17 protein-coding genes are annotated in these 17,343 nt (G+C 70.8%); 14 read left to right on the forward strand and 3 right to left on the reverse strand.

All coding sequences use genetic code 11. The features are described from left to right. Positions 1-136 precede the first annotated feature (136 nt). The 6 genes from ACSMXV_RS30115 (at position 137) to ACSMXV_RS30140 (ending at position 6,426) form a co-directional block, all read left to right on the forward strand. Complete coding sequence (locus ACSMXV_RS30115; protein ID WP_473174300.1) at positions 137-718, forward strand: GrpB family protein; 582 nt, start codon at positions 137-139, stop codon at positions 716-718. Positions 719-914: 196 nt separating this feature from the next. Next, on the forward strand, positions 915-2,072 hold the full coding sequence (ispG, locus tag ACSMXV_RS30120) for a flavodoxin-dependent (E)-4-hydroxy-3-methylbut-2-enyl-diphosphate synthase (protein ID WP_181866027.1): 1,158 nt from the start codon (positions 915-917) through the stop codon (positions 2,070-2,072). 165 nt (positions 2,073-2,237) lie between these two features. Next, the gene (locus ACSMXV_RS30125; protein WP_473174301.1) at positions 2,238-3,086 is read left to right on the forward strand and encodes a GNAT family N-acetyltransferase; all 849 of its coding nucleotides are present in this window, start codon (positions 2,238-2,240) and stop codon (positions 3,084-3,086) included. A gap of 51 nt (positions 3,087-3,137) precedes the next feature. After that, positions 3,138-3,704: a GNAT family N-acetyltransferase gene (locus tag ACSMXV_RS30130; RefSeq protein ID WP_181655774.1), complete on the forward strand. Its 567-nt coding sequence runs from the start codon at positions 3,138-3,140 to the stop codon at positions 3,702-3,704. Positions 3,705-3,776: 72 nt separating this feature from the next. Beyond that, on the forward strand, positions 3,777-5,471 hold the full coding sequence (locus tag ACSMXV_RS30135) for a proline--tRNA ligase (protein ID WP_473174302.1): 1,695 nt from the start codon (positions 3,777-3,779) through the stop codon (positions 5,469-5,471). A gap of 130 nt (positions 5,472-5,601) precedes the next feature. Beyond that, the gene (locus ACSMXV_RS30140; protein ID WP_473174303.1) at positions 5,602-6,426 is read left to right on the forward strand and encodes a nucleotidyltransferase domain-containing protein; all 825 of its coding nucleotides are present in this window, start codon (positions 5,602-5,604) and stop codon (positions 6,424-6,426) included. A gap of 93 nt (positions 6,427-6,519) precedes the next feature. Here the strand turns inward: ACSMXV_RS30140 and ACSMXV_RS30145 are convergent, their stop codons facing one another. The 3 genes from ACSMXV_RS30145 to ACSMXV_RS30155 form a co-directional block, all read right to left on the reverse strand. Then, the gene (locus ACSMXV_RS30145; RefSeq protein WP_473174304.1) at positions 6,520-7,488 is read right to left on the reverse strand and encodes an aminoglycoside phosphotransferase family protein; all 969 of its coding nucleotides are present in this window, start codon (positions 7,486-7,488) and stop codon (positions 6,520-6,522) included. Positions 7,489-7,646: 158 nt separating this feature from the next. Then, a complete protein-coding gene (locus ACSMXV_RS30150; protein ID WP_473174305.1) occupies positions 7,647-8,147 on the reverse strand; it encodes a ferritin-like domain-containing protein in 501 nt (166 codons plus the stop codon). Continuing rightward, positions 8,147-8,785: a hypothetical protein gene (locus ACSMXV_RS30155; RefSeq protein WP_473174306.1), complete on the reverse strand. Its 639-nt coding sequence runs from the start codon at positions 8,783-8,785 to the stop codon at positions 8,147-8,149. The genes ACSMXV_RS30150 and ACSMXV_RS30155 overlap by 1 nt, the downstream gene beginning before the upstream one ends. A 302-nt stretch (positions 8,786-9,087) precedes the next feature. Between ACSMXV_RS30155 and rimP the strand changes: the two genes are divergently transcribed. From rimP to ACSMXV_RS30195, 8 genes are all read left to right on the forward strand, one after another. After that, positions 9,088-9,612: a ribosome maturation factor RimP gene (gene rimP / locus ACSMXV_RS30160; protein ID WP_473174307.1), complete on the forward strand. Its 525-nt coding sequence runs from the start codon at positions 9,088-9,090 to the stop codon at positions 9,610-9,612. 2 nt (positions 9,613-9,614) lie between these two features. Further along, positions 9,615-10,607 (forward strand): transcription termination factor NusA, encoded by a 993-nt coding sequence (nusA, locus tag ACSMXV_RS30165; protein ID WP_181655780.1) that lies wholly within the window; start codon positions 9,615-9,617, stop codon positions 10,605-10,607. A 116-nt stretch (positions 10,608-10,723) separates the two neighbouring features. Further along, a complete protein-coding gene (locus tag ACSMXV_RS30170) occupies positions 10,724-10,999 on the forward strand; it encodes a YlxR family protein (RefSeq protein ID WP_181655781.1) in 276 nt (91 codons plus the stop codon). Between the two features lie 162 nt (positions 11,000-11,161). Beyond that, entirely contained in the window at positions 11,162-14,212 is a 3,051-nt protein-coding gene (gene infB, locus ACSMXV_RS30175; RefSeq protein WP_473174308.1) for a translation initiation factor IF-2, read from the forward strand. Positions 14,213-14,386: 174 nt separating this feature from the next. Further along, positions 14,387-14,680 (forward strand): DUF503 domain-containing protein, encoded by a 294-nt coding sequence (locus tag ACSMXV_RS30180; protein WP_181866033.1) that lies wholly within the window; start codon positions 14,387-14,389, stop codon positions 14,678-14,680. A 125-nt stretch (positions 14,681-14,805) separates the two neighbouring features. Beyond that, complete coding sequence (gene rbfA / locus ACSMXV_RS30185) at positions 14,806-15,258, forward strand: 30S ribosome-binding factor RbfA (protein ID WP_181655784.1); 453 nt, start codon at positions 14,806-14,808, stop codon at positions 15,256-15,258. Then, positions 15,255-16,160: a tRNA pseudouridine(55) synthase TruB gene (gene truB, locus ACSMXV_RS30190; protein ID WP_473174309.1), complete on the forward strand. Its 906-nt coding sequence runs from the start codon at positions 15,255-15,257 to the stop codon at positions 16,158-16,160. The genes rbfA and truB overlap by 4 nt, the downstream gene beginning before the upstream one ends. Positions 16,161-16,353: 193 nt before the next feature. Then, entirely contained in the window at positions 16,354-17,322 is a 969-nt protein-coding gene (locus tag ACSMXV_RS30195) for a bifunctional riboflavin kinase/FAD synthetase (RefSeq protein WP_181866035.1), read from the forward strand. Positions 17,323-17,343 lie beyond the last annotated feature (21 nt).

The following is a 17,343-nucleotide window of genomic DNA, read 5'->3' on the forward strand; positions in this document are numbered from 1 at the left end:
TCGTTCCGCTCGTGCCGGGGCGGGGACGAGCGGATCAACGTCCCGGTCATTCCGCCTGATGTCCCGGTCGTTCCGCCGGAAGCGCCACTGGGCCCGTGGGACCGGCCGTGGGAACGGTTGTGCATGCCTTTTCCCGATGAGTCGGCCGCAGTGGCCGTGCTGGACTACCAGCCGCAGTGGGCGGTGGACTTCGAGCAGTTGGCCGGGACACTGCATTCGTGTCCTCGGGGACCATGCTCGTGCCATCGACCACGTCGGTTCCACCGCGGTGCCGGGTCTGGCCGCCAAGGACTGTGTGGACATCCAGGTCCGCGTCGACGCGATTGACGAGCTCCAGCAGATCGGGCTGTTTGCCGCGATCGGCTACCGCTGCCGACCGGAACCGTGGAACCGTGCGGAGTTCTCGGGTGGGCATGAGTGCCACAAGCTGGTGTTCGCGCCGCCGATCGGTGCGCGACGGTGCAATGCGCATGTGCGAGAGGAGGGCGGTCCGAACGTTCGCTTCGCTCTTCTGTTCCGTGATTACCTGCGCGCAGATGAAGCTGCCCGGCGGGCGTGGGGAGCGTTCAAGAAGCGAACAGCCCTTGGCGTGCCGGACCTGCTGGACTATGGGCAGATCAAGGGCCCGGCCACGGAGTTATTGATCATGGCAGCCGAACGCTGGGCAGCCGAAGCCGGCTGGCAGCCGTGTCCGGCCCACATCGCCCGCGCCGTATGAAGAGAGCCACGTCACGTTGGACGGAGTTGGCCTTGTCGGCGACGACGAAGTCCGAGCGGCGGGCGCGGCGCCGACCGCCGACCGTGGCCGCAAGGGCCACCGATATGTCAGCCGGCTCAGAGGGCCAAGGTAGTCTCGTTGGTTGGAGCCCGGCCGACAACGGGACCTTGATCCATACCTTGGGGTTGCACAGCAGATGACTGCGATTTCTCTCGGCATGCCGTCCGTTCCGACCAAGCTCGCCGAGCGCCGGAAGAGCCGGCAGATCCAGGTCGGGTCGGTGGCCGTGGGTGGGGACGCGCCCGTGTCGGTGCAGTCGATGACCACGACGCGGACCTCGGACATCGGTGCGACGCTGCAGCAGATCGCGGAGCTGACGGCGTCGGGCTGCCAGATCGTGCGGGTCGCGTGTCCCACGCAGGACGACGCCGATGCGCTCGCCACCATCGCGCGCAAGTCTCAGATCCCGGTCATCGCGGACATCCACTTCCAGCCGAAGTACGTCTTCGCGGCGATCGAGGCCGGCTGCGCGGCCGTCCGCGTCAACCCGGGCAACATCAAGCAGTTCGACGACAAGGTCAAGGAGATCGCCAGGGCGGCCAAGGACGCGGGTACGCCGATCCGTATCGGCGTGAACGCCGGCTCCCTCGACAGGCGGCTGCTGCAGAAGTACGGCAAGGCCACCCCTGAGGCCCTCGTCGAGTCCGCACTCTGGGAGGCGTCCCTCTTCGAGGAGCACGACTTCCGGGACATCAAGATCTCCGTCAAGCACAACGACCCGGTCGTGATGATCGAGGCGTACCGGCAGCTCGCCGCGCAGTGCGACTACCCGCTGCACCTGGGTGTGACGGAGGCCGGTCCGGCGTTCCAGGGCACGATCAAGTCGGCCGTGGCCTTCGGTGCGCTGCTGTCGCAGGGCATCGGCGACACCATCCGCGTCTCGCTGTCGGCTCCTCCCGTGGAGGAGGTGAAGGTCGGCATCCAGATCCTGGAGTCGCTGAACCTGCGTCAGCGCGGCCTGGAGATCGTCTCCTGCCCGTCCTGCGGCCGCGCCCAGGTCGACGTCTACACGCTCGCCGAGGAGGTCACCGCAGGCCTGACCGGCATGGAGGTTCCGCTGCGCGTGGCCGTCATGGGGTGCGTCGTCAACGGTCCCGGTGAGGCCCGTGAGGCCGACCTCGGCGTCGCCTCCGGCAACGGCAAGGGTCAGATCTTCGTGAAGGGCGAGGTCATCAAGACGGTGCCCGAGTCGAAGATCGTGGAGACCCTCATCGAGGAGGCCATGAAGCTGGCCGAGCAGATGGAGAAGGACGGGGTCATGTCGGGCGAGCCCGAGGTCTCGGTCGCCGGCTGATCTCCGGCATTCCCGCAGGCCCCACCGCTCTCCGGCGTTCTCGCACGCCCCACCGCCGTCTCCGGTGGTGGGGCGTCTCCATGGGCCTTTCCCATGGGGCGGCGCCACACAACCTCGCCAGGTACAGTGCGGAAATCAGCAGACTGCATGGTGAGGCCCTCGAATTTGTTGACGCAGACCACCACCCGGGTCCTCGAACCGAGTGACCTCGACGCCGCGCTGGCCGTGCTCGACCGCGAGCCGGTCGCCAACGCGTTCGTGGCGTCGCGGGTGTACACCGCGGGCCTGGACCCGTGGCGGCTCGGCGGCGAGATGTGGGGCTGGTACGCGGACGGCATGCTGCAGTCCCTCTGCTACGCGGGCGCCAATCTGGTGCCGATCTGCGCCACCCCCCAGGCCGTACGCGCCTTCGCCGACCGTGCCCGCCGGGCCGGCCGCCGCTGCTCCTCGATCGTCGGCCCCGCAGGACCCACCGCCCAGCTGTGGCGGCTGCTCGAACCCAGCTGGGGCCCGGCCCGCGAGGTCCGCGCCCACCAGCCGCTGATGGTCACCGACCGGCTCCCCGGGAACATCGCGCCCGATCCCCACGTCCGCCGCATCCGCAAGCACGAGATGGAGACGATCATGCCGGCGTGCGTGGCGATGTTCACCGAGGAGGTCGGCATCTCCCCGCTCGCGGGCGACGGCGGACTGCTCTACCAGGCCCGGATCGCGGAACTCGTCGGATCCGGGCGCTCGTTCGCCCGCCTCGACGAGTACGGCAAGGTCGTCTTCAAGGCGGAGATCGGTGCCGCGACGCCGGGGGCCTGCCAGATCCAGGGCGTCTGGGTGGCGCCCGAGTACCGGGGGCAAGGTCTCGCGGCGCCTGGCATGGCGGCGGTCCTGCGCTACGCGCTCACGGATGTCGCGCCGATCGCCAGCCTCTACGTCAACGACTTCAACACGGCGGCACGTGCCGCATATCGGAGGGTCGGCTTCCAGGAGGTCGGCGCCTTCATGAGCGTGCTGTTCTGATGCTCTGGCCCCGGGGGCCCAGGGCTGTGACCCCGAGGTAGTCTCGCCGACATGCTGCGCATTCCCGGGCCCGGCTCCCGTACCCCCGACGACGTCGTGATCGGCCCGCTGGATCTGGCCGCGCGGGTGGACGAAGCGCTGGCCGTGCAGGCGGCGGCCTTCGGGCTCAGCGCCGACGAGGTCACGGTGCGCCGGCAGATCGTGCTCCGGCACATCGCCTACCCCGGGGCACGCGCGCTCGGAGCCTTCACGCGCGACGACCGGCTCGTCGGATTCGTCTACGGCATGCCGAACGACCGCACCCACTGGTGGTCCACCGTCGTCCAGCCGTATCTGCGCGCCAGGGGCCACGACGACTGGCTCGACGACTCCTTCGTCATCACCGAGCTGCACGTCCTGCCCGCGTACCAGAACCGCGGCATCGGCCGTGCGCTGATCACGCGGATCACCGACGAGGCCGACCAGCCCCGCTCCATCCTCTCGGCGATCGACGTCGACAGCCCGGCCCGCGGCCTGTACTTCTCGCTGGGATACGAGGACCTGGCCAGGCAGGTCCTCTTCCCCAGCGCACCGAAGCCGTACGCGGTGATGGGGGCGCCTCTCCCACTGAGGCGGTAACGGATTTCCACCGGCACCGACCGCAGGGCTAACCTCCTAGCCATCACCCTTACGTAGCAGGAGTTAAGAATCATGGCCCAGGTCCAGCGCATGTCCCGGTTGATGGTCAAGACACTGCGCGACGACCCGGCGGACGCCGAGACGCTCAGCCACAAGCTGCTGGTCCGCGCCGGGTACGTGCGCCGCAACTCGGCGGGCATCTGGACCTGGCTCCCGCTCGGCAAGAAGGTCCTGGACAACATCTCGCGCGTCGTGCGCGAGGAGATGGACGCGATCGGCGCCCAGGAGGTCCTGCTCCCCGCTCTCCTGCCCAAGGAGCCCTACGAGGCGTCCGCCCGCTGGGAGGAATACGGCGACCTGCTGTTCCGGCTGAAGGACCGCAAGGGCGGCGAGTACCTGCTCGGGCCGACCCACGAGGAGATCTTCACGCTCGTCGTGAAGGACCAGGTGGCGTCGTACAAGGACCTGCCGGTGATGCTGTACCAGATCCAGACGAAGTACCGCGACGAGGCCCGTCCGCGGTCGGGCATCCTGCGCGGCCGCGAGTTCCAGATGAAGGACTCGTACTCCTTCGACACCACGGACGAGGGTCTGGCGGAGTCGTACCGCCTGCACCGCGAGGCCTACCAGCGCATCTTCGAGCGTCTGGGCCTGGACTACCGCATCGTGTCCGCGGTCTCCGGGGCCATGGGCGGCTCGGCGTCGGAGGAGTTCCTGGCCCCGGCGGCCGCGGGCGAGGACACCTTCGTGGACTGCCCGGCCTGCGACTACGCGGCGAACACGGAGGCCGTGACCTTCGCGCTCATGCCGGTCGAGGGCGGCGAGCACCCGGCGATCGAGGAGCTGGACACCCCCGACACCCCGACCATCGAGACGCTCGCCGAGCACCTGGGTGTCCCGGCATCGGCGACCCTCAAGAACCTGCTGGTCAAGGTGGACGGCGAGATCGTGGCGGTCGGCGTGCCCGGCGACCGCGAGGTCGACCTCGGCAAGCTCGGCGAGCACCTGGCTCCGGCGGTCGTCGAGCTGGTCACGGCGGAGGACTTCGAGGGCCGCGACGATCTCGTACGCGGTTACGTCGGCCCGCAGGGCCTCGGCAAGGTCCGCTACATCGCCGACCCGCGCGTCGCCCCCGGCACGTCGTGGATCACCGGTGCCAACAAGCAGGACAAGCACGCGAAGAACGTCGTCTGCGGCCGCGACTTCGAGGTGGACGACTACCTGGACGTGGTCGTCGTCGAGGAGGGCGACCCCTGCCCGAAGTGCGGCACCGGCCTGAAGCTGGACCGCGCGATCGAGATCGGCCACATCTTCCAGCTCGGCCGCAAGTACGCGGACACCTTCCAGCTCGATGTGCTCGGCCAGAACGGCAAGCCGGTCCGCGTCACCATGGGCTCGTACGGCATCGGCGTCTCCCGGGCCGTGGCGGCGCTCGCCGAGCAGACCGCGGACGATCAGGGCCTGTGCTGGTCGCGCGAGGTCGCGCCCGCCGACGTCCATGTGGTGGCCGCGGGCAAGGCGCTCCAGACGGAGCTGGCTCTCGACGTCTCCGAGAAGCTGGGCGCCGCGGGCGTCCGCGTGCTGGTGGACGACCGGGCCGGCGTCTCGCCCGGCGTGAAGTTCACCGACGCGGAGCTCATCGGCGTACCGCACATCCTGGTGGCCGGACGGCGCTCGGCCGAGGGCGTCCTCGAGCTGAAGGACCGGCGTACCGGTGAGCGCGAGGAGCTGACCGTCGACGAGGCGATCGCCCGGCTGACGGCGTAGCCGTTCTGCCGCCCTCCCGGGATGAGCGGATGAGCCACAGCGTGTTCATCCCGGGGGCCGGCGCGGCGCACGGCGTCGTCGTCGGTTAATTCGGTCGCCTCAGGTGGCCTGGCCCTGCAGAATCCGGGCTGTGGACCGCCTGGTGGAGATCACGGATCGTTTGACCGACGTCGGCGGCGTTGTCGGGGTGTGTCTGGGAGGCAGCCGGGCGAGGGGCGCGCATCGTCCTGACTCCGACTACGACCTGGGCCTGTACTACCGGCCGCCGCTGGACACCGATGCCCTGCGCGTGATCGCGGCCGAGCTGACCGGCGAATCGGTCGACGTGACCGAGCCCGGCGGCTGGGGACCGTGGGTGGACGGCGGGGCCTGGCTGACCGTCGACGGCCACCACGTCGACTGGATCTACCGCGATCTGGACCGGGTGCACCGGATCTGGCAGCAGTGCCAGGCCGGGCAGTTCGAGATAGGCGTCCAGCCCGGCCACCCGTTGGGCGTGTATTCCCACGCCTACGTCGGTGAGGTGGCCCTGGGACGCATCCTCGCCGATCCCAGCGGTGAGCTGGAGGCCCTGCACCGGCAGACGCGCAGCTATCCGCAGCCCCTGCGCGAAGCGCTCATCGCCAACGCGCAATGGGAGGCGCCGTTCATCCTGGCCGGCGCCCGCAAGGGTGCGGCTCGCGGCGACGCCTTCTATGTCGCCGGCTGCCTGTTCCGTGCGGTCGGGGTCCTCGTGCAGGCCCTCCATGCTCACGACATGTGTTGGGTGCTCAACGAGAAGGGGGCGGTGCAGGCCGCGGGAGAACTCGCCGTCGCCCCGGCGGATTTCGCCCAGCGGGCCCATGCACTGTTCTCCGCGCTCGGCACCACGCCGGACACGCTCGCCGCCGCGCTCGACGACGCCGAGAGTCTGGCCACCGAGGTATGTGCACGGCTCGCGCCTGGTCATCGCTGAGCCGTGTGGGACACCCGGCGCCGCCGGGGCTGTGGCCCCGGCGGCTGAGCGGTCTCGGGGAAGTGAGGCACGCCCCCACTTCCCCGAGACCGCTTACAGCCAGCCCGCGAACTCCAGCAGCAGCTCCGAGTCCTGCACGCGTCCCACGCGCCGGGCCCGTACGCCCGACTCCACCGCGCGGAACAGCGTCCAGCCGCGCAGCCGCTCCATGTCCACGTCCAGCGAGTCGGCCAGGCGCTTCACGCGGCGGCGGGTCGTCGCCGCGCCCGACGGTGACGCGATGAGGTCCTCGACCCGGTCCCGCACAAGCCGCGCCAGATCGAAGGCGCACTCGCCCAGCACCGGATCCGGTCCGACGGCGAGCCACGGCATGCGGTCGCCCGCCAGTACCTTGCTCTGCCGGAACGTCCCGTGCAGCAACTTGTGTTCGGGCGCCGTTGCCAGCAGATCGTCGCGCGCCGCCAGGGCCGCGTCGACCAGGGGCGCCACGTCGGGATCGGCGTCCGCGCCGGCCCGCATCGCCACGGCCTGCCGACCGGTCCGCTCGGCCACCGTCTCGAATCGGTGACCCGGGGGCGGCTCCACCCACAGCCGCCGCAACGTCCCTGAGGCCTCCAGCAGCGACTTCGCCTCGGGCAGGGACCGCAGCGACACATCGGGGTGCAGCCGCTCCAGCAGCAGCACCCCGTCACCGCCGTTTCCCCTGCCGTTCTCCCCGCCGGCGTCCCAGCCGCCGGTCCGCACGCCCTCGCCCGGCGCGTCCAGCAACTGCACTGCGCCCCGCCCGCCCCAGCAGGCCAGCGCGGCGCGCTCACTCCCGGGCCGCGCACGCCGCGGCGCCAGCTTGAGTACGGCGGGCAGGCCGTCCGGCAGACGCACCAGGACGACGAGGCTGCTGCGCCCACCGGGCACGAGCACCCGCTCGACGGTCAACTTCCGCCGGGACACGGCCGCCTCGGCCAGCTCCGGCAGCTTCTCCAGCCAGGCGCGGGCTCCGTCGTCCCCGTCGTGCAGCGTCTCGCCGAGTGCTCTCACGAGGCGCTGGGGCGGTTCGAAAGCCATGCGCGGATGATTCCTTCCCAGTCGGGCCGTTCGGGCCGGTACGTCTGCGGTGACGTGGCGCTTCTGCGGTTGTGCCGCCGTACGCGTACGGCGCTCCGGAACGCGTACGGCGCGTCGGAACGCGTACGGCGCGTCGGACGCACTCGGCCGGCGACGCCTTACGGGCTCGGCGTCGCCGAAGCGGACGGCGTACCGGACCGCTCGGCGAGACCAGGGAAGGCTACGCTGCCGCCCCGCCACCGCACCGCCCGCACCGCCGCTTCCCGCAGTGCGTCCGCGCCCATCCGCCGCCGACTGCCCTCGGCTGCCCGTACGAGATCGGAATACACCCCGGCGACCCGATCCTCCAGTTCGGCAGCGAGCCGCGCGGCCGCCGCCGCGTCCCGCACCGCGAAGGGCAGCGCGTAGGCCGCGGCCGAGGGCTCCGGTTCTCCGCCCAAGTCCCGTACCGTGCGGACGAGTTCGTCGCGTCGGGCGCGATGGGCGTCGTACGCCGCCCGGGCCTCGTCCTGCCGGCCCTCGCCGATTCTGCCGCCGACGACCCCGTAGGCGTACACGGCGGCATGCTCCGCGCCGAGCGCCGCCTGCAAGGCCTTCAGCACGGCGCTGTCGTCGTCACTCTTCGACTTCCGGCCCTCGCCGTCGTCGGACCCGCTCATCAGTCACCCTCCGTCAGCAGATACGCGTGCGCGGCACCCGCCGCCGCGACAGAGGCGAGCAGCCGGGCCAGCTCGCCGGGCACTTCGAGCAGTGCTGCGCCGCGCCGGTCCGCCAGGGAACGCTCGGCGGAGGCGAGAAAGGCAAGCGCGCCCTTCTTGTCCGATGGCACGTCGAACCCACCACTCCCACCGGCCGAAGCAGAGGCAGAACCCGATGCCGAAGGGGCAGCCGGGGCCGAAGGGGCGGCAGACGGCGCAGCCGACGCCGCCGCCCCGGATCCCGAAGCGGCACCCGAAGCCCCGGCAGCCGCCACCTCGCCCCCGAACGCCTCCACATGCCGCACCACCTCCTCCCGCAACGCGCCCACCCGCTCCGCCAGCGCGGGATGCGCCGCGATCACGGCGTCGTACCGCGCGACAAGCCCGGCGCTGTCGCTCGCCGCACGCGCGCGTGCCAGCTCCACGGCGGACGGCCGCCTCGCGGGGGTGCCGACGGATCCGCTGCCCGAACCACCATCGGAGCAGCCCGCGAGCAGCCCGGCACCGGCGACGGCCGCACCGGCGAGAACACTCCTTCGACGAGGCCTCGACGGCCCGTCAGGGGTACGCCGCGCACGCGACGGCAGGGGGAACGACACGACAGACGTCCTCGCGGGTTTCGTACGAGCGGACAGCTGAGCGACCCCAGGGAAGTGCAGGTACTTCCCCGGTGCCGCTTAGGGGAACAAGCGGCCGAGAGGCCTTGATCACCGTACCGTCGGACCGCCCCGGCCGGCGCCAGCGGCCCGTCACCTGTGGGCCGGTTCGCCTCCGGGGGCGTCCCTTCGGGTGGCGCACGGACGGCCGGACCGGTGGACGGCAACACCCTCCGGGACCGGATACCCTTTGACCTGTCACACGACCCACCCACAACAGCACACGCGGCCGAGGAGTCACCCGGATGAGCACCACCCAGAGCGAGAGGCTGCGAGAACTACTGGAACCGCTCGTCAGCTCCAAGGACCTGGATCTCGAAGAGATCGAAGTGGCCTCGGTCGGGCGCAAGCGGGTGCTGAGGGTCGTCGTCGACTCCGACGAGGGTGTCGATCTGGACGAGATCGCCGAGGTGAGCCGGGCGCTCTCGGAGAAGCTCGACGAGACGGACGCGATGGGCGAGGGCGAGTACACCCTCGAGGTCGGTTCCCCGGGCGCCGAGCGCCCGCTGAAGGAGCACCGCCACTTCGTCCGTGCCACCGACCGCCTGGCGAGATTCTGGCTGACGCCGGACGCCGGCGGCGGCGAACTGGTCGCCCGGATCCTGAAGGTGGACGACGAGGGCCTGGACCTCGAGGTACCCGGAGTGAAGGGCCGCAAGACCACCTCCCGCAGGCTCGCCTTCACGGACATCGCCAAGGCGCGCGTGGAGATCGAGTTCAGCCGCAAGAGCAAGTCCGCCGAGGACATCGAGAACGCAGAGGAGGCGTAGCCGTGGACATCGACATGAGTGCCCTGCGGGGTCTGGTGAGGGAGAAGGAGATCTCCTTCTCCCTGCTGGTCGAGGCGATCGAGGCGGCCCTCCTCATCGCCTACCACCGCACCGAGGGAAGCCGCCGCCACGCGCGCGTGGAGCTCAACCGGGAGACCGGCCATGTGACGGTGTGGGCGAAGGAAGACCCCGAGGACCTCGAGGAGGGCCAGGAGCCCCGCGAGTTCGACGACACCCCGTCCGGCTTCGGCCGGATCGCCGCGACGACGGCCAAGCAGGTGATCCTGCAGCGGCTGCGCGACGCCCAGGACGACGCCACGCTCGGCGAGTACGCGGGCCGCGAGGGCGACATCGTCACCGGTGTGGTCCAGCAGGGCCGCGACCCGAAGAACGTCCTGGTGGACATCGGCAAGCTCGAGGCGATCCTGCCCGTGCAGGAGCAGGTGCCGGGCGAGGAGTACCAGCACGGCACGCGCCTGCGCTCGTACGTCGTACGGGTGGCCAAGGGCGTCCGCGGCCCCTCGGTGACCCTCTCGCGTACGCACCCGAACCTGGTGAAGAAGCTCTTCGCGCTGGAGGTACCGGAGATCGCCGACGGCTCCGTCGAGATCGCCGCGATCGCCCGCGAGGCCGGCCACCGCACCAAGATCGCCGTGCGGTCCACCCGCTCGGGGCTGAACGCCAAGGGCGCCTGCATCGGCCCCATGGGCGGCCGCGTTCGCAGTGTCATGGCCGAGCTGAACGGCGAGAAGATCGACATCGTCGACTGGTCGGACGACCCGGCGGAGATGGTCGCCAACGCGCTCTCCCCGGCCCGGGTCTCCAAGGTCGAGGTCGTCGACCTCGCGGCCCGCTCCGCGCGCGTCACCGTTCCGGACTACCAGCTGTCGCTGGCGATCGGCAAGGAGGGGCAGAATGCCCGTCTCGCGGCGCGGCTGACCGGGTGGCGGATCGACATCCGTCCGGACACCGAACAGGCCCCCCAGCAGGACTGACAGCAACCGACAGCGGCCTTCGACGGGATCACGCCGAAGGCCGCTGAGATCAAGACGACAGCCGTTCGATTTCTGCCCCAAAGGGGTGAGGTCAGTACGGGGAGGTAGACTTAACCGTGTCTGGCCGGACGCAAGCCCGCGCATGCCCTGAGCGCACCTGTGTGGGGTGCCGGGAGCGAGCGGCCAAGAGCGATCTGCTGCGCATCGTGGTGATCGAGGGCGAGTGCGTCCCCGATCTTCGCGGTACGCTGCCCGGCCGGGGTGCGTACGTGCACCCCGCCCTGGTCTGTCTCGATCTGGCGGTCCGCCGCCGGGCGTTCGTCCGGGCCTTCCGTGCCCGGGGACCGCTCGACACGGCGGGCTTGCGCCAGGCCGTCGAAGACAGTTGCTGAGCAGGCAACACCGTAAGAAGCGCCGTACGGAACCCCCGTGCGGCCCAGGTACCCCGCGAGTTGGAAGTAGGTCGAGATTGCGATGAGCACTCGATGAGCACGCGATGAGTACGCCCATGAAGTAGCGACGGTCCGGCGTAACCCGGACCTAAAAGGAGCGAAGTGGCTAAGGTCCGGGTATACGAGCTCGCCAAGGAGTTCGGGGTTGAGAGCAAGGTCGTCATGGCCAAGCTCCAGGAACTCGGTGAATTCGTCCGTTCGGCGTCCTCGACGATCGAGGCGCCCGTAGTACGCAAACTGACTGACGCTTTCCAGCAGGGCAACGGCTCCGGCAAGTCCGCCGCGAAGCCCGGTGCCCCCCGTAAGCAGGCGCCCGCCAGGCCCGCCGCGCCCTCTCCGGCGCAGGCGGCTCGTCCGGCTGCCCCCAAGCCGCCGGCGCCCAAGCCCGCCGCGGCCGAGAAGCCCGCGGCGCCCGCGCCGGCCCCGGGCCCCCGTCCGGTGCCGGGTCCCAAGCCGGCCCCCAAGCCCGCACCCGCGGCCCCGGCCACGCCGGAGTTCACCGCGCCGCCGTCCGTTCCTGCCGCCCCGTCGGCGGGTCCGCGTCCCGGCGCCCGTCCCGGTGCCCCGAAGCCGGGTGGCCGTCCGGCCGCTCCGGGTCAGGGCCGTGGCGACCGTGGTGAGCGCCCCGGCGCGCCGCGTCCGGGTGGTCAGGCGCCGCGTCCCGGCGCCCGTCCGGCCGGTCCGCGTCCGGGTAACAACCCCTTCACCTCTGGTGGCTCCACCGGCATGGCGCGCCCGCAGACGCCCCGTCCCGGCGGCGCTCCGCGTCCCGGCGGTGCCGGTGCGCCCGGTGGCCCGCGTCCGCAGGGCGCAGGTCAGGGCGGTCCCCGTCCGCAGGGCCAGGGCGGTTCCCGCCCGACCCCGGGCGGCATGCCGCGTCCGCAGGCGCCCCGCCCTGGCGGCGGTCCCGGCGGTCCCGGTGGTAACCGTCCGAACCCCGGCATGATGCCGCAGCGTCCCGCTGCGGGCCCGCGTCCCGGCGGCGGCCCTGGTGGCGGCGGCCGTGGTCCCGGTGGCGCCGGTCGTCCTGGTGGCGGTGCCGGTCGTCCCGGCGGCGGCTTCGCGGGTCGTCCCGCGGGTCCCGGCGGCGGCGGTCGTCCCGGTGGCGGCGGCGGTTTCGCCGGTCGTCCCGGTGGCGGTGCCCCCGGCGGCGGTGGCGGCTTCGGTGGCGGCGGTGGCCGTCCCGGATTCGGTGGTCGTCCCGGCGGTCCGGGTGGCCGTGGTGGCACGCAGGGTGCGTTCGGCCGTCCCGGCGGTCCGGCGCGTCGTGGCCGCAAGTCGAAGCGGCAGAGGCGCCAGGAGTACGAGGCCATGCAGGCCCCGTCGGTCGGCGGCGTGATGCTGCCTCGCGGCAACGGCGAGACCGTTCGCCTGTCGCGCGGTGCGTCCCTCACCGACTTCGCGGAGAAGATCAACGCCAACCCGGCGTCGCTCGTCGCGGTCATGATGAACCTCGGCGAGATGGTCACCGCGACCCAGTCGGTCTCGGACGACACGCTGCAGCTGCTCGCCGACGAGATGAACTACACCGTTCAGATCGTCAGCCCCGAGGAGGAGGACCGCGAGCTGCTCGAGTCCTTCGACCTGGAGTTCGGCGAGGACGAGGGCGGCGAGGAGAACCTCGTCTCGCGTCCGCCGGTGGTGACCGTCATGGGTCACGTCGACCACGGTAAGACCCGACTGCTCGACGCCATCCGCAAGACGAACGTCATCGCGGGCGAGGCCGGCGGCATCACGCAGCACATCGGTGCCTACCAGGTCGCGACCGAGGTCAACGGCGAAGAGCGGAAGATCACCTTCATCGACACCCCGGGTCACGAGGCGTTCACCGCCATGCGTGCCCGTGGTGCCAAGTCGACCGACATCGCGATCCTCGTGGTGGCGGCCAACGACGGTGTGATGCCCCAGACGATCGAGGCGCTGAACCACGCCAAGGCGGCCGACGTGCCGATCGTGGTCGCGGTCAACAAGATCGACGTCGAGGGCGCGGACCCGACCAAGGTGCGCGGTCAGCTGACCGAGTTCGGCCTGGTGGCCGAGGAGTACGGCGGCGACACCATGTTCGTCGACATCTCCGCCAAGCAGGGTCTGCACATCGACAGCCTCCTGGAGGCCGTCGTCCTCACCGCGGACGCCTCGCTCGACCTGCGGGCCAACCCCGAGCAGGACGCACAGGGCATCGCGATCGAGGCCCGCCTCGACCGCGGCCGCGGCGCCACCGCGACCGTCCTCGTCCAGCGAGGCACCCTGCGGGTCGGCGAGACGATGGTGGTCGGCGACGCGTACGGCCGCGTGCGTGCCATGTACGACGACCAGGGCAACACGCTCGACGAGGCCGGTCCGTCCACCCCGGTCCAGGTCCTGGGTCTGACCAACGTCCCGGGCGCCGGCGACAACTTCATCGTCGTCGACGAGGACCGCACGGCCCGCCAGATCGCCGAGAAGCGTGCCGCCCGCGAGCGCAACGCCGCGTTCGCCAAGCGGGTGCGCCGCGTCTCCCTCGAGGACCTGGACAAGGTGCTCAAGGCCGGCGAGGTCCAGCAGCTCAACCTCATCATCAAGGGCGATGCGTCCGGTTCGGTGGAGGCTCTCGAGTCCTCGCTGCTCCAGCTCGACGTCGGCGAAGAGGTCGACATCCGCGTCCTGCACCGCGGCGTCGGTGCGGTCACGGAGTCGGACATCGACCTGGCGATGGGCTCGGACGCCATCGTGATCGGCTTCAACGTGCGCGCCGCCGGGCGTGCACAGCAGATGGCCGAGCGCGAGGGCGTGGACGTCCGCTACTACTCGGTCATCTACCAGGCGATCGAGGAGATCGAGGCGGCCCTCAAGGGCATGCTCAAGCCGGAGTACGAAGAGGTCGAGCTCGGTACGGCGGAGATCCGCGAGGTCTTCCGCTCGTCCAAGCTGGGCAACATCGCGGGTGTGCTCATCCGCTCCGGCGAGGTCAAGCGGAACACCAAGGCCCGGCTGCTGCGCGATGGCAAGGTCATCGCGGAGAACCTCACCATCGAGGGCCTGCGTCGCTTCAAGGACGACGTCACCGAGATCCGCGAAGGCTTCGAGGGTGGTATCAACCTCGGAAACTTCAACGACATCAAGGTCGACGACGTCATCGCGACGTACGAGATGCGCGAGAAGCCGCGCGGCTGAGCACGGCTCGGCCGACGGCACCTCCCACGCCTCTGAGGCAGTGGGGAGGCCGGGGCCGGTCGGCGGGTGGAATTCCCGTCGATCGGCCCCGGCCGTTGCGTGTACCGTTCTGATCGTCCCGCCAAGCGGTTGGCGGGACCGTCGAACCCGTACCGGCGGGACATCCGGATACACATGTATGTGGGGACTCTGTCCTTCGACCTGCTCCTCGGCGACGTACGGTCGCTCAAGGAGAAGCGCTCCATCGTCCGCCCGATCGTCGCCGATCTCCAGCGGAAGTACCCGGTGAGCGCGGCGGAGGTCGAGCACATGGACCTGTATCGCAGGGCCGGAATCGGCCTGGCGATGGTGTCCGGGGACGCGGGGCACCTGAGCGACGTACTGGACCGCTGCGAGCGTCTCGTCGCGGGCCGGCCCGAGGTGGAGCTGCTCTCGGTGCGGCGCAGGCTCCACGGCGACGACGACTGAACGCGGCCGACGGCCTGACACGGCCGGCGACGACGGCGGACAGCGGTCGTGGGCCACCGAACATGGTCGACTACGACCGACCGAACATGGCAAGACAATCCCAGGGAAAAAGGGGAGACGGACCAGTGGCCGACAACGCGCGGGCGAAAAGGCTGGCGGACCTCATCCGAGAGGTGGTGGCCCAGAAGCTGCAGCGCGGGATCAAGGACCCGCGGCTCGGTTCGCATGTGACCATCACGGACACCCGGGTCACCGGTGATCTGCGGGAGGCGACCGTCTTCTACACCGTGTACGGGGACGATGAGGAGCGCGCGGCGGCCGCGGCGGGCCTGGAGAGCGCCAAGGGCGTTCTCCGCTCCGAGGTGGGCCGGGCGGCGGGCGTGAAGTTCACGCCCACCCTGACCTTCGTGGCGGACGCCCTGCCCGAAACCGCCAAGACCATCGACGACCTGCTCGACAAGGCACGAGCATCGGACGCCGCGGTGCGCGAGGCCTCGGCCGGAGCCGCCTACGCCGGTGAGGCGGACCCGTACCGCAAGCCGGGCGAGGACGAGACGGACGGCGACGCCGCGGAATGACCCAGAAGAACACCCCGCCCGACGGCCTTGTCATCGTCGACAAGCCGTCGGGCTTCACTTCGCACGACGTCGTGGCCAAGATGCGCGGGATCGCCAGGACCCGCCGCGTCGGCCACGCGGGCACGCTCGACCCCATGGCGACCGGTGTGCTCGTCCTCGGTGTCGAGAAGGCGACAAAGCTCCTCGGTCATCTGGCGCTGACGGAGAAGGAGTACCTCGGCACGATCCGGCTCGGCCAGAACACGGTCACCGACGACGCCGAGGGCGAGATCACCTCGTCCACCGACGCGTCCCGAGTAACCCGTGACGCCATCGACGCCGGGATCGCCAAGCTCACCGGCGACATCATGCAGGTGCCGTCGAAGGTCAGCGCCATCAAGATCGACGGCAAGCGGTCCTACAAGCGGGCCCGCGAGGGCGAGGACTTCGAGATCCCGGCCCGCCCGGTGACCGTGTCGTCCTTCGCGGTCTACGACGTCCGGGAAGCGGTCGCCGATGACGGTACGCCGGTCCTGGACCTGGTCGTCTCGGTGGTGTGCTCCTCGGGCACGTACATCCGCGCGCTCGCCCGGGACCTGGGCGCCGACCTGGGCGTCGGCGGCCATCTGACGGCGCTGCGCCGCACCCGCGTGGGCCCGTACAAGCTGGATGCGGCCAGGACCCTCGACCAGCTCCAGCAGGAGCTGACCGTCATGCCGATCGCGGAGGCCGCAGCGGCCGCGTTCCCGCGCTGGGACGTGGACGCCAAGCGGGCACGGCTGCTGACGAACGGTGTACGACTGGAGATGCCCGACGAGTACGCGGGCTCCGGCACGGTCGCCGTCTTCGATCCCGAGGGGCGGTTCCTGGCCCTGGTGGAGGAGTCGAAGGGCAAGGCGAAGAGCCTGGCGGTCTTCGGCTGAGGCCGGGCCCCGGCGGGCCTCGGCCGAGCCTTCGCCGGTGCCTGATGCCGTGGTCGGACGCCCTGCCCGGGGCTGCTCCCCATACCGCTGCGACTCGCGGGGAAGGGGCATGGCAGTCTTAGACCTGCGTATCTGCGTATCAGGCAATTACGGAAACACGGAATCACGGACACACGTTCGAGGAGCGGTCACAGTGCAGCGCTGGCGTGGCTTGGAGGACATCCCCCAGGACTGGGGGCGCAGCGTCGTCACCATCGGCTCCTACGACGGTGTGCACCGCGGGCACCAGCTGATCATCGGGCGCGCGGTGGACCGCGCGAGGGAGCTCGGTATCCCGTCTGTCGTGGTGACGTTCGACCCGCACCCCAGCGAGGTCGTACGCCCCGGCAGCCACCCCCCGCTGCTCGCCCCGCACCACCGGCGTGCCGAACTCATGGCCGAGCTCGGCGTGGACGCGCTGCTCATCCTCCCGTTCACCACCGAGTTCTCGAAGCTGTCGCCCGCGGACTTCGTCGTGAAGGTCCTCGTCGACAAGCTGCACGCGAAGGCCGTCGTCGAGGGCCCCAACTTCCGCTTCGGGCACAAGGCCGCAGGCAACGTCGAGTTCCTCGCCGAGCTCGGCACCACATACGACTACGAGGTCGAGGTCGTCGACCTGTTCGTGAGCGGTGAGGCAGGCGGCGGCGAGCCCTTCTCCTCCACCCTGACCCGCCGGCTCGTCGCCGAGGGGGACGTCGAGGGCGCCGCCGAGATCCTCGGCCGCCCGCACCGCGTCGAGGGCGTCGTCGTCCGCGGCGCCCAGCGAGGCCGCGATCTCGGTTTCCCGACCGCCAACGTCGAGACGCTGCCGCACACCGCCATCCCGGCGGACGGCGTCTACGCGGGCTGGCTGCACGCCCAGGGCGAGGCGATGCCCGCCGCGATCTCCGTCGGCACGAACCCGCAGTTCGACGGCACGGAACGCACTGTCGAGGCGTACGCCATCGACCGCGTCGGCCTCGACCTCTACGGTCTGCACGTCGCCGTCGACTTCCTCGCCTTCGTCCGCGGGCAGGCGAAGTTCGACTCGATCGAGGCCCTCCTCGAGGCCATCTCGGACGACGTGAAGCGGTCGCGGGAGCTCATCGAGGCGTATGAGGCGGTTTCGGGGCGGCCGAAGTAGCCCACGGGGGCTGCCTCGGTC

It is taken from the genome of Streptomyces sp. DSM 42067 (assembly GCF_055792885.1).